Source organism: Tahibacter aquaticus, from assembly GCF_004363655.1.
Taxonomy (GTDB): Bacteria; Pseudomonadota; Gammaproteobacteria; order Xanthomonadales; family Rhodanobacteraceae; genus Tahibacter; species Tahibacter aquaticus.
Window position 1 is genome coordinate 135,021 of the sequence record NZ_SNZH01000002.1, and the last position, 16,584, is coordinate 151,604.

Here is a 16,584-nt window from a genome sequence, read left to right on the forward strand (position 1 = left end):
CAGCCAGTGGCCAATGCCCCCCAACGCCAAGGCAGCGTCGACGACGCAATCTGCCTGCAAAAGCGAACTCCGGGCCTAGGCGGAAGGGGTCACCAGGCAGCGCTCCGGCGGCGGCCAGACGCAAAAACGTGCGGCTGCGTCGCCGTCAGCCGTGGGGAAACAGTGCCGCAAAATCGACGCTGCGCAACGAGCGAGGCTCGCCCAGGTAATTGCCCTGGGCATAGTCGGCGCCGGAAACACGCAGCGCTTCCAGCGTGGTGAAACTGTCGACGTGTTCGCCGATCACGCGCAGCTTGAGCGACTGCGCCAACTGGGTGATGGAACCGACCATTTTCCGGTCCAGCTCGCTACCGGGCATGCCCTGCACGAAGCTGCCTTCGACCTTGACGAAATCCACCGGCAGATGGCGCAGGTGGGTGAAGCTGGAAAAACCGGTGCCGAAATCGTCGAGGGCGAAGCGGCAGCCGAGTTTCTTCAGCGCGGAAATGAACTTGCGCGCGCTGTGCAGGCTGGTCAGCTCGGAGGTTTCGGTGATCTCGAAGACCAGCATGCGCGCCGACACGCCGGACGTACGGATGGCCGCTTCGATCAGCTTGAGCGAGTCCGGATCGGCCAGGGTCATGTTGGACAGGTTGACGTGGAACGCGATAGGCGCCTTCACGCCGCGCACGCCGGCCAGATAGCGCAGCAGGCGGTTGAGCACCCACAGGTCGAGCTTGGGCATCATGCCGACGCGCTCGGCCAGTGGCACGAAGACGCCAGGCGAGATCAGCTGGCCGTCCTTGCCGACCATGCGGATCAGGATTTCGAACAGGTATTCCTGGCCGGCTGTGCCCGAGCCGTTGACGCGCCAGCCCTGGCGCTGCACCACGGCCGACTCCTTGGTCGGCAGTGCGGCAATCGGCACGATGGGCTGCACCAGCAGCACGATGCGTTCCTGCTCCATGGCCTGGCGCAGGCGCTCGGTCCAGCCGGCTTCGATTTCCCGTGCGATGCGCGCGTCGTGTTCGCCGACGTAGATTTCGGTCTGGTCGCGGCCGCGCTGCTTGGCTGTGCGGCAGGCCAGGCGCGAATGTTCGACCACGTATTCGGCCGACGGCGTCTCGCGGCTGATCACGGCCACGCCGATCGAGGCGGTGATCGGCCGGCTCACGCCACCGGATTCGTATTTGCACTGGTGCAGCAGTTCGCGATAGCTGTCGGCCAGCGGGAACAGGTTTTCCAGCTGCACGCCCGATAGCATCAGGGCCAGCCGGTCGCCTTCGATACGCGCCAGCACGTCGTGCTCGCGCAAGCGCCGGCCCAGCGCCGTGGCAATTTCCACCAGCAGTCGCTCGCTCGCCGGCAGGCCGGCGGCATCGACGATGGCACTGAAGCGGTCCAGGTCGATATAGAGAATGGAGGAATAACCGCCCGCCTCGCGCCGGCGCAGCAGTTCCTGCGACACCTGGTGGGTGAAATGGCGCGCGTTGACCAGGCCGGTGAGTTTGTCGTGGGTCATTTCCCAGCGCAGGCTGTCGGCGCTCTTGCGCTCGGAAATGTCGCGGAATACTACTACCGAACCCTGGCGCCGGTTCTGGATCGCCAGCGGCAGCAGCGAGCATTCGACTGTCATGCCGGACTTGTCGCGGCGCCAGAAAACCGTCTCGTGGCCTTTCAGCGGACTGCCGGCGGTATAGGCCTGGCCCAGGCTCGACTCGGCGCTTTCGCCGTGGCCGTTGTCCTCGGCACCGGCATGGATCAGCCCCTGGGCGGACTTGCCGATCAGCGCTTCCTCTTCGCTATAGCCGAGCAGGCGCAGGCCAGTGGGATTGATGAAAGTAATGACGCCCTGCTGGTCGACGCCGTAGACGCCGTCGCCGACCGAACCGAGGATGCCGTCCAGGCGCAGCCGCTCGGATTCGACCGACTTCTGCATCTGGATCTGCCGCGACAGCGTCTTGACCCGGGCCAGGAACAGCTCCTTGGCCTCGTTCTTGAACATGCATTCGACAGCACCGGCATCCAGGCTCTTGACGATGATGTCTTCGCGATAGGTGCCGGTGATGATGGCCAGGGTTGGCGCACCGGGAAGCCCGGCCAGGCGCCGGCATAGCTCGTCGCCGTTACCGTCGGGCAGGAAGTAGTCGACGATGGCCAGATCGTAGTTTTCGCGCGAGGCCTTCTCTTCGGCCTCGTTCAGCGTGCCGGCGGTCGCCACCGAATAGCCCTGGCGTTCCAGCAGCTGCTGGTAGGCCAAACGTACACTTTGCGAATCGTCGACAAAAAGTATCCGTATACCCTGCGACGGCACGGCAGCCGCCTCGGCCTGCACGGCCAGTTGCTCGGCGCGGGGCTCCAGCTGGGTCAGCGCGCCCGGGATGCGGCTGAACTGGGTCCACAGCACGATGGCGGCCTTGCCGCGGCGGCGTACCCAGCCGTCGAGATCGGCGCTTTGCTCGTGCACCATCAGCAGCACCGGCAGCGTGCGCTGGGCGTCGCTGGCGAGGAAATCGAGCAGGGCCAGGCAATCGCGCGTCGGCCGCGCGGGAACGCCGACGATCAGCATGCCGTAGGGCTGGGCCAGCTCGAGCGAATGCTTCAGGTGATCGATGGTGTCCAGGTACGTCGCCAGCTCGCTGCGCGCCGCAAGGCTTGCAGCCGCCAGGGTACGCTTGAGCAAATGGCTCAGCGTCGTAGAGCGTTCGACGACCAGAATCCCGGACAAGATGTTGTTTCCTGCTGAACCGCGCATGCAGCGCAGGCCTCATGCCCGCACTGCACCCCCGCAGCGGTCCGCCCAATATGCCCAGCTAAAGCCGGTCATTTCAAGTATTTCTGCCGCCTTACAGCGGGATGACCGCGGCAAGCTGTCGCGCGGCAAGGCGATGGCGCAGCCGATACGCTACGCTTTCACGCTGTCGTTTTGCCCGATCGGAGTACCGCCATGGCCTTTCCCGCCACCCGCCCACGGCGCATGCGGCGCGATGCGTTTTCCCGTGCGCTGATGCGCGAAACCGTGCTGACGCCAGCCGACCTGATCCTGCCGGTGTTCGTGCACGAAGGCAGCGGGCGCGAGGCGATCGCTTCCATGCCGGGCGTGGAACGCGTCGGCATTGCCGAGCTGGTGGAGCTGGCACGCGAGGCGCAGGCGCTGGGCATTCCCGCCCTGGCCCTGTTTCCGGTCACGCCGGCAGCGGCGAAGAGCCTGGATGCGGCCGAGGCCTGGAATCCGCAAGGACTGGCCCAGCGCGCCGTGCGCGCCCTCAAAGCCGCGCTACCCGAACTGGGCGTGATCACCGACGTGGCGCTGGACCCGTTCACCACGCACGGCCAGGACGGCCTGATCGACGATTCGGGTTATGTGGTCAACGACGAAACCGTCGCCGCACTGGTCAGGCAGGCGGTGTCGCACGCCGAGGCTGGTGCCGACGTGGTGGCGCCGTCGGACATGATGGACGGCCGTGTCGGCGCGATACGCCAGGCGCTGGAAGCCGCCGGCCATATCCATACACGCATCCTCGCCTACTCGGCCAAGTACGCCTCTAGCTTCTACGGCCCGTTCCGCGACGCCGTCGGTTCGGCCGGCAATCTTGGCAAAGGCAACAAATATACCTACCAGATGGATCCGGCCAATGCCAACGAAGCCCTGCGCGAAGTCGCGCTGGATCTGGACGAAGGGGCCGACATGGTCATGGTCAAGCCCGGCCTGCCCTATCTGGACATCGTGCGCCGGGTGAAAGACACGTTCGGCGTGCCGACCCTGGTCTACCAGGTCAGCGGCGAGTACGCGATGCTCAAGGCTGCCGGCCTGAACGGCTGGATCAACGAGCAGGCCTGTGTGCTGGAAGCACTGACCAGCATCAAGCGCGCCGGCGCCGACGCCATCCTGAGCTATTACGCACTGGACGCGGCACGCTGGCTACGCCAGGCCTGAGGGCCGCCGCACCCCGCATACGCCGCCGCTGAGCCCCGGCGCTCAGCGCAACAGCGGCAGGCGCCGGCGCAGGACGATCTCGCGCGGGGAAATCGCGCATTGCCAAGCCAGGATTTCCACGCCGGCCGCGCCGGCCTGGGCCAGGCCGCGGGCGTAAGCCGGGTCGATTTCGCTGGCCGCGCGCACGGCCAGCACGTCGTCGCGCTGCACGCAGAACAGCAGCACCGCCCGCGCACCGGCGGCAGCGACAGCCTGCAGTTCGCGCAGGTGGCGCAGACCGCGCGCACTGACCGCGTCGGGAAAGATGCCCAGGCCGAACTCGTCGGCCGCGGTTACCGATTTCACTTCCACATAGCAGTCGGGCCGCCCGGGCGAACGCAGCAGCAGGTCGATGCGGCTGCCTTCGCGGCCGTACGACACTTCGCGCAGAACCTGGTCGTAGCCAGCCAGGGCAGGTATGCGACCTGCAGCAATCGCCTCCAGCGCCAGCGCATTGGCCCTGGCCGGATGCACGCCGACCAGGGTCTGGCCCAGTTCGGCCAGTTCCCAGGTCCAGCCGCAGCGCCCGCCGGGTTCGCGCCGGCTGGCCCAGACCGGCAGGCCCGGCGCCGAATAGCCCAGCATGCGGCCGGTGTTGGGGCAGTGGGCAAGGATGTCGCGGCCGTCGTCCAGGCGGATCTCGGCCAGGAAGCGCTGGCGCCGTGCCAGCAGCACGCCACGGTGCAGGTCGGGGAATCGCATGACGGGATTCTGCGGCCACCGCGGGCGCTTGCAAGACGGCTGGTATCATGCGCCGATGAACTCTCCCGCCACGCCCAATCCCGAAGTCCAGCTCAAGATCGAGCGCCGTTCCAACCATCCCTGGATCTTCCAGAAGATGGTGGAAAAACCGGCCGAACGGCCCAAGCCCGGCAGCATCGTCGATATTTACGACCGCGACGGCAGCTTCGCCGGCCGCGGTTTCTACAACGGCCATTCGCGCATCGCCCTGCGTGTGCTCACGCAGGATCCGGACGAAGCCGTCGACGCTGCCTTCTTCGAGCGCAAGATCGCCCATGCAGTGATGCTGCGCCGCGAAGTGCTCAAGCTCGATGCTGTCACCGATGCCTACCGCGTCGTCCATTCCGAAGGCGACGGCCTGTCCGGCCTGGTGGTCGACCGCTTCGCCGACACCGTGGTGATCGAATTCTTCTCTGCCGGCATGTTCCGCCAGCGCGACCTGATCCGGCGCTGTCTGCTCGAACATTTTCCCGACAGCCAGATCTACGCCTTCGCCGAAGACCACGTGCAGAAGCAGGAAAGCTTCGACTGCTCCACGCCGCCGACGCCGAAACCGACGGTCATCGTCGAACACGGCGTGAAGTTCCACGCCGCGCCGGGCAGCAAGCACAAGACCGGCTTCTTCGCCGACCAGCGCGACAACCGCCTCGCCCTGGCCGCCTACTGCCAGGACAAGCGCGTACTCGACCTGTGCTGCAACTCCGGCGGCTTCGCCATCTACGCCAAGACCCTGGGCGGCGCGGCGGAAGTGGTCGGTGTGGACCTGGACGAGGAAATCCTCGAAGTGGCCGAATCGAATGCACGCCTGAACAAGGTCAAGGTGCGCTTCGTCCAGGCCGACATCTTCCACTGGCTGCGTGACGTGGCCAGCGGCCGGGCCGACAAGTTCGATGTGGTCGTGCTCGACCCGGCCAAGATGACGCGCGACCGGGAGCAGGTAATCCCGGCGCTGAAGAAATACCTGGACATGAACAAGCTGGCCATGGGCGCGGTCAGGCCCGGCGGCATCCTGGTCACCTGTTCCTGCACTGGCCTGGTCAGCGAAGAGCAGTTCCTCGACATGCTGCGGCGTGCCGCGTTCTATGCCAACCGCACGGTGCAGGTGCTCAAGGTCAGCGGCGCCGGACCGGACCATCCCTGGCAGGCGCACGTGCCGGAGTCGCGTTATCTGAAGGCGGTGTTCTGCCGCGTCGACTGAATTCCGCCGCGCCCGGCGAAATTTTTTTCGGGGCGCGTGAGCCGCTGCCTATCCGGAATCCGAGTTTTATTCATCGAGGCGAGATCGCCTTGTCAAGGCGCCACCGTCGGGCACCCCCTGAGCCCGGCGGTGGCGTTTTGGTTTCTGGCTTTTTGCCGCCGGAACCCGGCCACGTAGGTTGGCGATGAGCCACAGGCGAACCCCAACAGCGCGGTCTTCCCGCAGACCGTCCTCCCTAGCTTGGCCATCGCCGCGGCAACACTGCCTTCGATCCGGCCCATCCTTCGCTTGCACGCCAATGTCCGCGACGCCCCGGCGGCGCAATTCGCTGTGCTCATCGCGCCCTACGCAATCGGCCCTGCGATATCGGACCGGCGGCTAGCTTCGTTCGGCACCGACCGATTTCAGGTAACCGGCCAGGCTGCAATCGGCCGTCTCGACGAAATGCAACGCCTGCACGTCGCAGGCCAGGATGCGGTCTAGCCGAAAACTGCGGAAGTCACGGCGCAGGCGGCACCAGGCGCCCAGGGTCCAGGCGCCACCCCAGAAGGCCAGGCATAGCGGCTGGATTTCACGCTGCGAGGGCTGGCCTTTTTCATCGGCGTAGGCCAACCCGAGCACGCGCCGCTGCACGATGGCACCATGAATGTCGTCGATATGCGCCTTGATCGCGGCGTGCTGGCCGAAGTCGGGAGCGAACACGCGCGAGCGTTCGCTGCGCTCACGTAACGCCGGCGGCAATACCGCGTTGATCTTCAGCAAGGCCGCGTCGGCGGCCCGGCTCAGGCGCTCGCCGGCAAACGCCTGCACGAAGCGCGAACCCACGACCAGGGCTTCGAGCTCGTCAGGCTGGAACATGAGCGGTGGAATGTCGCTGCCCTTGCGCAGCACATAGCCGATGCCGGCCTCGCCTTCGATCGGCACACCGGAACGCTGCAGGTCGGCCACGTCGCGGTAGACGGTGCGTTGCGACACGCCGAGCGTGTCGGCCAGGCCTCGCGCAGGCAAGGCGGTACGGCGGCCGCGCAAGGCATGGATGATCAGGAAAAGACGGTCTGCGCGGCGCATCAGCCGAGCATGCCGTGCCACCCGCACTCGCGCCAGGCCGCTGCATCAGCAGGCACGCGGAACAGCGGCGAGGAACGCCCTTTCGGCACGCGGGATTTCGCACTCCGAGCGCGCACCCGGCAATGCGGGCGTTTGCGCGCGGCCGCGCCGCGGTTCTGCCGCGTGTGCGAAAGACTGGCGTGGCTCCGCCGCGCCGTCGCGTTCGGCGTCGAGGATGCGAAACCACGGCGTGATGATCAGATTCAACATGCGTATCTCCTTGCGCAGATGCGGGCAGCGGCGGCTGTCGTAACGGCCGCCGTGCCGGGAACCGTGTGCTGCAAAGCGAGCGCAGCCTTGGGGAGCGGCTGCGCCAGGCTGAGTCAGACTGCCGACCAGAGGCCGACGCGGTTGCCCTCGCTGTCGCGGAACTGGGCGAAATAGCCCATGTCGCCGGGCAGCCCGGTGCGGGGCACCAAGGTATCGCCACCGTGGGCGACGACGCGGTCCAGCACCGGCGTCAGGTTGTCCACGCTGAGATAGACGATGCTGCCTTGCACCGCCGGCAGGCATTCGCTGTGGCGGATCAGCGCGCCGCTGACATGGGGCTTGCCGCCGGAGGGAAATACGGCCAGCTCGGTCTCGCCCATGGGCTCGCGCCGCAGAGGCGTGCCGAGGATGCCTTCGTAGAACGTCTGGGCACGGTCCAGATCGAGGGTGGGAATTTCAAACCAGGCCGGAACGGTGGGATTCAACATGGCGCTTCCAGGGAATGACGTGCCGATTGCACGCCGCCATGGTGCGCCGGGGCCACTGCCAGCATGGTGTCAGCAGGCTGCGCTCGCGGATACGCTTTTGGCACTGCCTCGCCGCCCTCTGTGACGGCTGCACGCCTGTTCGCTGGCCCAAAAAAAGAGGGCCGCCTTGCGGCGGCCCAAGTCTCGGAACAGGTGGCTGGCAGCGGCTGCAGCGGAACGGTCGGTCCCGTTGCAGCCATTCCCGGCCGCTAGCCGAGCGCGCTGGTCAGGGTGTCGACTCGAAGCCGTTGGCGAAGATCCGGTCCGGCTGGCCGGCCACGCAGCTCTGTACCTTGATGTCGTCGACAAACCAGCCCAGCGGTGCATCGCCCTGCGAACCGTCGGTGGAGGCTCGGAAGCGGAAGCGTACGGTCTGGCCGGCGTAGGCATTCAGGTCGACGATGGTCTTGCGGTAGGCGATGGTGCCGCACCAGGCCTGCAGGCCGTTGGCAGGGCCGTCGTTGAGCGCGCCGGTGTAAGGCGTGTTCATCAGGGCGCTGGTTGCCTGCGTCCAGGTGCTGCCGTTGTCGGAGGAAATTTCCAGCAGGCCGCCGTCCCAGCAACCGCCGCTGGTGCGCTCTTCCATGTTGACGTCGTTCTGGAAGCTCAGGCTCAACGGGTTCTGTCCGGTCGGCAATACCACGGCCGGCGAGATCAGGCGCTGGTCCGAGGTGGTGGCGATGTCAATCGCCAGCCAGGACTTGGTCGGCGAGGACGGCCGCGCGGTGCTGACGGCCCAAGTCGAGGCGCCGGTGCTGCCGGTGGTGGCCCAGCCGCTTACGTCGCCTTCCACGTCGGAACTGAACAGCGTAGCCGGCGTGGTGGTGTCGTCGCAGTCGCCCAGGGCCGGCGCGGTCTTGAAGCTGAATACCGGCGAGTTGGTGCTGGTGCCGCAAACGTTGTTGCTGCGCACCCGCCAGTAATAGCGCGTGTTGCTGCTGAGCGCCGGCGTCACCGTGGTGCTGGTGCCGCCGCCGGAGACGGTCTGGGTGAACTGGACAGTGGCGAAGGCCGGATCGGTCGACACTTCGACCACATAGCTCTTGGCCTGGGCCGTGGCGCTCCAGCTCAGTACCGGACTGAGGCTCTGGCCGACCGCGTTATCGACCGGTGCCGTCAGCGCAGGCACGCCCGGCGCCGCCGTGACGACGCTGACATTGAGGTTGGTCAGCTTCGTGGTCGCGCCGCTGGTGCCGTTGATGCCGATGGTCTGGCTGCCCGCGGCGGCAGTATTGGCCACGCTCATGTTCAGCGTGCTGCTGCCCGGCGGTGTCACCGTCGTCGGTGCGAAGGCACCGCTGAAACCGGTCGGCAAGGCATTGGCGAAGGCCAGGCTGACCGGGTTGGTGAAGCCGCTGACCGAGCCGATGTTCAGCGTGACCGGCGTCAGGCTGGCCGTACCCGCCGCGGTACAGACTTCCTGGCTCAGGTTGTTGCCGTTGAGGCTGAAGGTCGGTGTGCCGCAATTGTCGAAGCGGAACGCGCCGATGCGCGTGCCCTTGCTGGTCGAGGGCATGTATTCGCCGGTGAACCAGAAGGTGCAGCCGTCGACCGGGTCCACGCCCATCTGGAAGTAGTCGCCCCAGCGCTCGTTCGGGTGGTTGCCCACGCCGGCGATCAAGGTGGTTTCCGCCGTGGTCATGGTGCCCAGCGGGTCGCCGGCTTCACGGCCGACGTAACCCAGCGAGGCGAACAGGGCCGGGCTCTGCCGCACCATGGAATAGGCCAGGGCGATGTTGCCCGACTCGTCCATGGAAATACCGGCCATCCAGCGGTCGATGCCGTCCTGCGGCGCGGCCGCGCCGGCCCAGGTGCCTTCCTGATGCAGGGTCCAGGGCTGGGCGATGCCGCCGGTGCGGCGCAGTTCGAACCAGCGGATGCCGCCGGTATCGTTGCCGTCGATGTCGGTGACCATGTTGCCGACCAGCGATTCGTAGCTGCCGAAATTGCGGTAGGCCAGGCGGTTCATCACCGGCTCGCGCAGCGGGTCCAGCTTCTGTCCGCCGGGCTGCGGGAAGGCGTTGAACGCGGTCAGGCCGTTGAGGTTGGAACTGAACTCGGCGATCGGAATCTGCAGCGGGCCGGTCAGTGCGGTATTCGCCGGCGTGGTGAAGTCGACCGCCAGCTGGTACAGCTCGAGGAAATCCTGGGTCGGGTTGTTCGAACCAGCGTTGTGCGATTCGTCGTCGCGATGGCGCAGGAAGATGCCTCGCGCGCCAGCCGGCGGCGCGTCGCGGCCGTCATGGTCGGCCGGCGTAGTCATCTGGAAGCCGAAGCCGGTCAGGTTCGGAATGGTGATGCGCTGGAACGTAGCCGGCAGGCCGGCGAGCATCTTGGCGCGATCCATCGCGTACAGCGGGCGCTGGCCGGAGGTGCCGCCTTCGTTGGCACCGACGTAGTAGGCATCGGACCAGACGCCGTACTTGGGATAGTCGGGGAAGGCCGGCATGGTAAAGGTGTACTTGTACCAGGTGACCGTCGCCGCCTCGAGATTGTCGGTGTCGCTGACATAGACGCAGAGCGAGCGGCCAGCCTGGTTGGAGAATTCCGTCAGCACCCAGCGGTTGGCCAGCTCGTCGAACACGATGATCGGATCGCCCAGGCCGGTGGCGCAGGCGCCGGTGCCACCCAGGGATACCAGCGAGAAACTGCGTACGAAGCTGCCGTCGCTCTTGCGGTAGATGCGGATTTCGCTACCGCCGCTGCCATTGACGCCCTGCACGAAGTGGCTGGTGCCCACGTCACCGGTCGGATCGGGCGGCGAAGCCTGCGAGGTGCTGCCGGCGACGTTGATGCTCGGCGTACCGAAAGCGCGCTGCGCGCGCAGCGGCTCGTTGAACTGGAGCGGCACCAGCGGATCGTTCAGGTCGGTCGGGTTGACCGGCACCGGTGCCTGGTTGGGCTTGCTTTCCCAGTGCTGGCGCGGAATCTCGACCAGCGGATCGCCGGGCTTCCACTCCCGTGCCGGCGGCAGATCGGCCATGTTGACGCGGATGACGTCAGGATAGGAGGTGCCGAGCATCTCGGCCCCGCGCACGACGCGTACGCCGTTCGCATCGAGCGTAACTTCCGGCTTGTAAGCCGGCGCCTGCGCCGTGGCGGCGCCCGCCAGCCCCAGGGCCAGCGCGCAGAAAAGACTGTTGCGTACCAATTTCACGAAAACCTCCCGACACCCCAAAAAGTGGCCCCCCGCCGCGGTAGCGCGGGTATCCGACTGACGACTGCACCCCTGCACTGCACCAACCCGCGCGCCTGGCAACGGTCCTTGCCTGAACTCAGGCTATAGACCGACGCGAATTCATACCACAGCCCTAGTCCTTTAGAACAGAGGGTTATAGGCTCCAAGGCTGATCGACTATCAGCCTAAAAGTCCGAACGCAGGCGTACTCAGTGCGGAGGAGCGTTCAGGGGAATCAGGTAGATGTCGCCCGAATCGCTGTCGATGCGGATGTGCTGGCTGCCGTCGCCACGGCTGAGCTGGCCGTGCTGGCGTTCCTTGCCGGCATCGCGCAGCTGCAGCGCGACCTGGCCGCCGAAGCTGCCGCTGGTCTCAGCGTCCAGCCGGATCTGGCCGTACATCGGCACTTCCATCAGGATGTTGCCGCTGACAGTCTTCAGCAGCATGGGCTTGCGCCACTTGGCGTTGGTGGGGAACACGCGCAGGTCGCCCGATTCGGTTGCGGCATCGATGGAACCGCCGCCAGCCACCATCAGCTTGCCGTCGCGCGTGCGCGCTACCACTTCGTTATTGATACGGCGCACCTGTATGTCGCCGAACGTCGTCGTGACCTGCAGTTCCGGTCCTTCGGGCAGGAACATGCCCAGGTCGACACGGCCCTTGCGGAAACCGTTCACCAGGGTGTCGGCGCCGTGGCGCCGGTCCGAGGCGTAACTGACCTCGACCACGGCGACATCGCCGTCCAGGCGCATCTGGATATCCGGTTTTTCCGGCGTGGCGCCAATCAGCTGAACGACTTCGTAGGCGCCGAGCGTGCGGTTGTCGATGGACTTGATGCCGACGCTGCCATGGGGATTGTGGATGCGCACCTGCTTCACATTCGGCGGCAGCTGCAGGTCGCGCTTGATGCGCTCGATCTGGTACGGCGGCGGCGTGGCGTCAGCGACAGGCGGTGCTTCGCTGTGCCGTGGCACATGGCTGCAGGCCGACAGCAAGGACAGGATCGCCAGGCCGACGGCCTGCTTGAAGGCGGAAAAGATGTGGGCATTGCGCATGAATCGACTCGGCAAAAAGACTGATCCTCCGACCATATCACTCCGCCTTCCCGCTGCCGACTGACAGCGCCGCGCCGACATGGACGCGGCCCTGTCCTGGCCCGACAATCGCCGTTTCATTCCCGCCGCGGCCTTGCCCTCCCATGTCTTCGTCCCGAACCATTTCCCTGATGCGCTTCCTGATCGAGGAACAGCGCGCCCATCCACACATCAATGCCGACCTGCGCCTGCTGATCGAGGTGGTCGCGCGCGCCTGCAAGACCATTTCCATCGCCGTCGGCAAGGGCGACCTGGGCGGCCTGCTGGGAGAGGCCGGCAGCGGCAATGTGCAGGGCGAGGCGCAGCAGAAGCTCGACGTCCTGTCCAACGAGATCCTGCTCGAAGCCAATGCCTGGGGCGGCCACCTGGCCGGCTGCGCGTCCGAGGAAATGGACGATCCGCATCCGATTCCCGACGTCTATCCCAAGGGCAACTACCTGCTGCTATTCGATCCGCTGGATGGCTCGTCCAATATCGATGTGAACATTTCTGTCGGCACCATTTTCTCGGTGCTGCGCTGCCCCGACGGCGTGACCGAACCGCGCGTCGAGCACTACTGCCAGGCCGGCACTACCCAGGTCGCCGCAGGCTATACCGTCTACGGCCCCAGCACCTTGCTGGTACTCACCCTGGGCCATGGCACCCACGTCTTCACCCTGGATCGCGAGCTAGGCAGCTTCGTGCTGACCCGCCGCGACGTGAAGATTCCGGCGGAAACGCGCGAATTCGCCATCAACATGTCGAACCAGCGCCACTGGGAAGCGCCGATGCAGCGTTACATCGACGATCTGCTGGCCGGCCAGCAGGGCCCGCGTGGTAAAGATTTCAACATGCGCTGGGTCGCCTCGATGGTGGCCGACGTGCACCGCATCCTCACCCGCGGCGGCATCTTCATCTATCCCTGGGACAAGAAAGACGCGGCCAAGCCCGGCAAGCTGCGCCTGATGTACGAAGCCAATCCCATGGCCTTCATCGTCGAGCAGGCCGGCGGCAAGGCCACCACCGGACGCGAGCGCATCCTCGACCTGCAGCCCACCGCGCTGCACCAGCGCGTGCCGGTATTCCTCGGCTCCAGCGCCGAGGTGGATGCGGCGATGGCCTATCACCGCGAGCACGACAGCCAGTCCTGAGCCGCATTGCCCGGCCGCTGCGCTCCAGCCAGCACCGCTGCGCAGCGGCCATGCGGCCTGCGCCGGCCCGCATAGCCGCTGTCGCAAACCGGGCAGGTTTGCGGGCTAGAATCGGCGCTCCAGCCTAAGGAGGAGCGCGGCATGAGCATTCTCGATTTCATCAAGAGCGAATTGCTGGAGATCATCGAATGGACCGATGACTCGCGCGACACCTTGTCCTACCGCTACCCGGACGACGACAAGGAAATCAAGAACGGCGCCCAGCTCATCGTGCGCGAATCGCAGATGGTGCAGTTCGTCGCCGCCGGCAAGTACGCCGATGCGTTCGGCCCGGGCAAGCACACGCTGACCACCGAGAATATCCCGGTCCTGTCCACCATCCTGGGCTGGAAATACGGCTTCAATTCGCCGTTCAAGTGCGACGTCTACTACGTCAACACGCGCCTGTTCACCGGCAACAAGTGGGGCACGTCCAACCCGGTGATGATGCGCGACAAGGATTTCGGCGTCGTGCGCCTGCGCGCCTTCGGCACTTTCGATTTCCGCATTGTCGACGTACCCAAGTTCCTCAGGGAAGTCGCCGGCACCGACCAGAATTTCCGCCTGGACGAATTCGCCGACACCATGCGTTCACGCATCGTCAGCGTATTCACCGAGGCTCTCGCCACGGCCCAGGTGCCGGCGCTCGACGTCGCCACGCGCTATTCGGAAATGGGCGAAGCGCTACTGCCGATCATCAACCCGGCCATGGGCGGCAAGTACGGTTTGGAGATCACCAGCTTCGTGCTGGAAAACGTCTCGGTGCCGCCGGAAGTGGAGCAGGCCATCGACAAGCGCTCCAGCATGGGCGTGATCGGCAATCTCAACGACTACGTGAAATACCAGATGGGCGTCGGCATGGGCCAGGGCGGCGAAGGCGCCGCGGCCGCCGCCGCACCGGCGCAGATGGCGATCGGCTTCGGCATGGCGCAGGAACTGATGAAAGGTATGCAAGGCCAGCCCGCTGCCGCCGCACCGGCTGCCGCAGGCACCGGCACCATCGATGTGCTGACGCCGGAACAGGCGGCGCAGGCGCTCGGCGTTTCGGTCGAAGACGTGATGGCTTCGATCACGGCAGGCGAGCTGAAGGCACGCAAGATCGGCAATGCGTATCGCATTGCGCGCAGCGCGCTGGACGAGTTCCTGCGCGGCTGACGGCAGTGGCAGTCGGATTCTCGGGCCGCCCCGGGCACGGGGCGGTTTGCTGTGGGGTTTGCTCAGCAACAGGCGGCAAGGCATGAACAACGCGACGGTCGCCAAACATCCCTGCCCGGAATGCGGCGGCGACCTGCAGTGGAATGCGGCCAGGCAGGCGCTGGTTTGTCCCTATTGCGGCACTGTATCGAAGTGGACAGAAGCCCAGGCCCCCGATCCCGGCACGGCCGTGGCCGAGAACGACCTGGCGGCGGCGCTGCGCGATCCGGCCGTGAACCGCGACTGGGGCGAGCAGCGGCGCGAAGTGCAATGCCAGAGCTGCCACGCGATCTCGGTATTCGTCGACGGCAAGGTGGCGCAGCGCTGCGAGTTCTGCGGCTCGCCGTCGATCATCGCGCACGAATCTCAGCGCGATGCGATCACACCGCAAAGCCTGCTGCCGTTCAAGATCAGCGACGGCCAGGTGCGCGACCTGATCCGGCGCTGGTACGGCACGCGCTGGTTCGCACCGGACAAGCTCAAGCGCGCCGCGCTGACCGATACCCTGCACGGCATCTACCTGCCGTACTGGACCTTCGACGCCCACGTCGCGGCAAGCTGGACCGCCGACGCCGGCCACTACTATTACGAAACCGAGTCGTACCGCGACCAGCAGGGCAATATACGCCAGCGCCAGGTACAGCGCGTGCGCTGGGTGCCTGCCTCGGGCGAGCTGGCGCATTTCTTCGACGACGAACTCGTACCCGGCACCGCCGGCGTAGAACCCGCCCTGCTGGGCCAGATAGAACCATTTCCGACCATCACTGATCTCAAGGCCTACTCGCCGGAATTCGTGCGCGGCTGGACGGTGGAACGCTATCAGGTCGACCTGCGCAAGGCGTCCGAGCTGAACCTCGCCGACATGAACAACCAGGTGCGCGCCCTGTGCAGTGCCGAAGTGCCTGGCGATACCCAGCGCAACCTGCAGGTCGATGCGCGCTACCAGGGCCGCACCTTCAAGCACGTGCTGATGCCGGTATGGCTGGTCAGCTACACCTATGGTTCGCGCCGTTTCCAGATTGTGGCCAATGGCTATTCTGGAAAAATTGCCGGCAAGCACCCGTACAGCTGGGTGAAGATTTTCTTCGCCGTACTCGCTGCGCTGGCCGCCGCGCTCGTGATCTTCTATTTCCTGGACCAGCAATAGGCACATATTGCCTCGCCGCACTCTTGCGCCGATGCAGGGCAATGCCGATCATCGGCGATCTGCCCATCGCCTGCGGACACCGCCATGCAACCTGATTTCATCGAGGTATACGAAGACGGGCTCGACGCCGAAACCTGCCAACAGCTGATACAGCGCTTCGACGCCAGCAAACTGCCGGTGCGCGGCCAGACCGGCGGCGGCGTCGACATCAGCATGAAGGACAGCTGGGACATCTGCATCACTGACCACGCCGAATGGAACGACGCGGTGATCCGCCTGAACCAGGTCGTGATGGGCGGTTTAAAACTGTACTTGCGTAAGTTTGCACATGCCGTGCTGGCACCGCTGCAGCTGAAGGTGCCCGGCGACAAGCCCGGCGAACTGCGCGTAGTCACCGCCGAGGACGTCGCCACGATGGAAGAGCGCACGCTCAACTCCATCATCATGAAGGTATTCCGGCCCGGCACCATCAATATCCAGAAATACAATGCCGACCGCGGCGGCTATCCCTACTGGCATTGCGAGCTGTATCCGAAGAACGACAATGCCGAGACCCTGCACCGCGTCGTGCTGTGGACGATCTACCTCAACGACGCATTCGAGGAAGGCGAGACCGAATTCCTCTACCAGCAGCGCAAGATCGTTCCCCGCACCGGTTCGCTGCTGATCGCACCGACCGCGTTCACCCACACCCACCGCGGCAACATACCCAAGCGCGGCGACAAGTACATCGCCACCAGCTGGATCCTGTTCAACCGCGCCGAAGTGCTGTTCGGCCAAGGCCAGGCACCGAAGAAGAAATAACTGCCACGCGCGCCCTTGCAGGGAGCGACAAGCAAAGCAAATGGCACGGCGAGGCATCTGGCTGGCCTGGCAGGCAACCGTCATCCGGCATCCATTCGCTGCGTTCGTCACACCCCTTGCGAGATGCCGCGCTTGCGTAGGGTGCGACGAGCGTAGCGAATGGCACCGCGAGGTATCTGGCCGGCCTTGCAGGGAACAAACCTACGGCGCAATTCGCTACGCTCATCCGCGCCGCACGGGGGAAAACCGCGCGACCGGCT

13 protein-coding genes are annotated in these 16,584 nt (G+C 65.7%); 6 read left to right on the forward strand and 7 right to left on the reverse strand.

The window, feature by feature from the left end:
- Positions 1 to 145: 145 nt before the first annotated feature.
- The gene (locus DFR29_RS03450) at positions 146 to 2,707 is read right to left on the reverse strand and encodes an EAL domain-containing response regulator (protein WP_166653852.1); all 2,562 of its coding nucleotides are present in this window, start codon (positions 2,705 to 2,707) and stop codon (positions 146 to 148) included.
- A gap of 219 nt (positions 2,708 to 2,926) precedes the next feature.
- On the opposite strand from DFR29_RS03450, the gene hemB reads away from it, so the two are divergent.
- The gene (hemB, locus tag DFR29_RS03455) at positions 2,927 to 3,916 is read left to right on the forward strand and encodes a porphobilinogen synthase (protein ID WP_133817170.1); all 990 of its coding nucleotides are present in this window, start codon (positions 2,927 to 2,929) and stop codon (positions 3,914 to 3,916) included.
- A gap of 42 nt (positions 3,917 to 3,958) precedes the next feature.
- Here hemB and sfsA read toward each other — a convergent pair whose 3' ends face one another.
- Entirely contained in the window at positions 3,959 to 4,657 is a 699-nt protein-coding gene (gene sfsA / locus DFR29_RS03460) for a DNA/RNA nuclease SfsA (protein ID WP_133817171.1), read from the reverse strand.
- A gap of 55 nt (positions 4,658 to 4,712) precedes the next feature.
- Between sfsA and DFR29_RS03465 the strand changes: the two genes are divergently transcribed.
- On the forward strand, positions 4,713 to 5,894 hold the full coding sequence (locus tag DFR29_RS03465; protein WP_133817172.1) for a class I SAM-dependent rRNA methyltransferase: 1,182 nt from the start codon (positions 4,713 to 4,715) through the stop codon (positions 5,892 to 5,894).
- Between the two features lie 378 nt (positions 5,895 to 6,272).
- On the opposite strand, the gene DFR29_RS03470 is transcribed toward DFR29_RS03465, so the two are convergent.
- The 5 genes from DFR29_RS03470 to DFR29_RS03490 all read right to left on the reverse strand — a co-directional run bounded on the left by DFR29_RS03470 (position 6,273) and on the right by DFR29_RS03490 (position 11,971).
- A complete protein-coding gene (locus DFR29_RS03470) occupies positions 6,273 to 6,962 on the reverse strand; it encodes a helix-turn-helix transcriptional regulator (protein WP_133817173.1) in 690 nt (229 codons plus the stop codon).
- Positions 6,963 to 7,007: 45 nt separating this feature from the next.
- Complete coding sequence (locus DFR29_RS03475) at positions 7,008 to 7,211, reverse strand: hypothetical protein (protein ID WP_133817174.1); 204 nt, start codon at positions 7,209 to 7,211, stop codon at positions 7,008 to 7,010.
- Positions 7,212 to 7,324: 113 nt separating this feature from the next.
- Positions 7,325 to 7,699, reverse strand: coding sequence for a VOC family protein (locus DFR29_RS03480; RefSeq protein WP_133817175.1), 375 nt, complete (start codon positions 7,697 to 7,699; stop codon positions 7,325 to 7,327).
- A 265-nt stretch (positions 7,700 to 7,964) separates the two neighbouring features.
- Positions 7,965 to 10,895 carry a fibronectin type III domain-containing protein gene (locus DFR29_RS03485; protein WP_133817176.1) on the reverse strand — a complete coding sequence of 977 codons (2,931 nt, stop codon included), beginning with the start codon at positions 10,893 to 10,895 and terminating at the stop codon, positions 7,965 to 7,967.
- Positions 10,896 to 11,125: 230 nt separating this feature from the next.
- Positions 11,126 to 11,971, reverse strand: a complete 846-nt coding sequence (locus DFR29_RS03490) for a DUF4097 family beta strand repeat-containing protein (protein WP_166653853.1) — start codon at positions 11,969 to 11,971, stop codon at positions 11,126 to 11,128.
- Positions 11,972 to 12,114: 143 nt separating this feature from the next.
- Here DFR29_RS03490 and DFR29_RS03495 point away from each other — a divergent pair, with 143 nt between their 5' ends.
- From DFR29_RS03495 to DFR29_RS03510, 4 genes are all read left to right on the forward strand, one after another.
- Positions 12,115 to 13,140: a class 1 fructose-bisphosphatase gene (locus DFR29_RS03495; RefSeq protein WP_133817178.1), complete on the forward strand. Its 1,026-nt coding sequence runs from the start codon at positions 12,115 to 12,117 to the stop codon at positions 13,138 to 13,140.
- A 141-nt stretch (positions 13,141 to 13,281) separates the two neighbouring features.
- Positions 13,282 to 14,334, forward strand: a complete 1,053-nt coding sequence (locus DFR29_RS03500) for an SPFH and helix-turn-helix domain-containing protein (RefSeq protein ID WP_133817179.1) — start codon at positions 13,282 to 13,284, stop codon at positions 14,332 to 14,334.
- Between the two features lie 82 nt (positions 14,335 to 14,416).
- Positions 14,417 to 15,520, forward strand: a complete 1,104-nt coding sequence (locus tag DFR29_RS03505) for a zinc ribbon domain-containing protein (protein ID WP_133817180.1) — start codon at positions 14,417 to 14,419, stop codon at positions 15,518 to 15,520.
- A gap of 84 nt (positions 15,521 to 15,604) precedes the next feature.
- Positions 15,605 to 16,324: a 2OG-Fe(II) oxygenase gene (locus DFR29_RS03510; RefSeq protein ID WP_133817181.1), complete on the forward strand. Its 720-nt coding sequence runs from the start codon at positions 15,605 to 15,607 to the stop codon at positions 16,322 to 16,324.
- Positions 16,325 to 16,584 lie beyond the last annotated feature (260 nt).

Bases quoted from the DNA above. Each gene is read 5' to 3' on its own strand.
- hemB (WP_133817170.1), top strand. From the start codon at position 2,927: ATGGCCTTTCCCGCCACCCGCCCACGGCGCATGCGGCGCGATGCGTTT.
- sfsA (WP_133817171.1), bottom strand. From the start codon at position 4,657: ATGCGATTCCCCGACCTGCACCGTGGCGTGCTGCTGGCACGGCGCCAG.
- DFR29_RS03465 (WP_133817172.1), top strand. From the start codon at position 4,713: ATGAACTCTCCCGCCACGCCCAATCCCGAAGTCCAGCTCAAGATCGAG.
- DFR29_RS03470 (WP_133817173.1), bottom strand. From the start codon at position 6,962: ATGCGCCGCGCAGACCGTCTTTTCCTGATCATCCATGCCTTGCGCGGC.
- DFR29_RS03475 (WP_133817174.1), bottom strand. From the start codon at position 7,211: ATGTTGAATCTGATCATCACGCCGTGGTTTCGCATCCTCGACGCCGAA.
- DFR29_RS03480 (WP_133817175.1), bottom strand. From the start codon at position 7,699: ATGTTGAATCCCACCGTTCCGGCCTGGTTTGAAATTCCCACCCTCGAT.
- DFR29_RS03490 (WP_166653853.1), bottom strand. From the start codon at position 11,971: ATGCGCAATGCCCACATCTTTTCCGCCTTCAAGCAGGCCGTCGGCCTG.
- DFR29_RS03495 (WP_133817178.1), top strand. From the start codon at position 12,115: ATGTCTTCGTCCCGAACCATTTCCCTGATGCGCTTCCTGATCGAGGAA.
- DFR29_RS03500 (WP_133817179.1), top strand. From the start codon at position 13,282: ATGAGCATTCTCGATTTCATCAAGAGCGAATTGCTGGAGATCATCGAA.
- DFR29_RS03505 (WP_133817180.1), top strand. From the start codon at position 14,417: ATGAACAACGCGACGGTCGCCAAACATCCCTGCCCGGAATGCGGCGGC.
- DFR29_RS03510 (WP_133817181.1), top strand. From the start codon at position 15,605: ATGCAACCTGATTTCATCGAGGTATACGAAGACGGGCTCGACGCCGAA.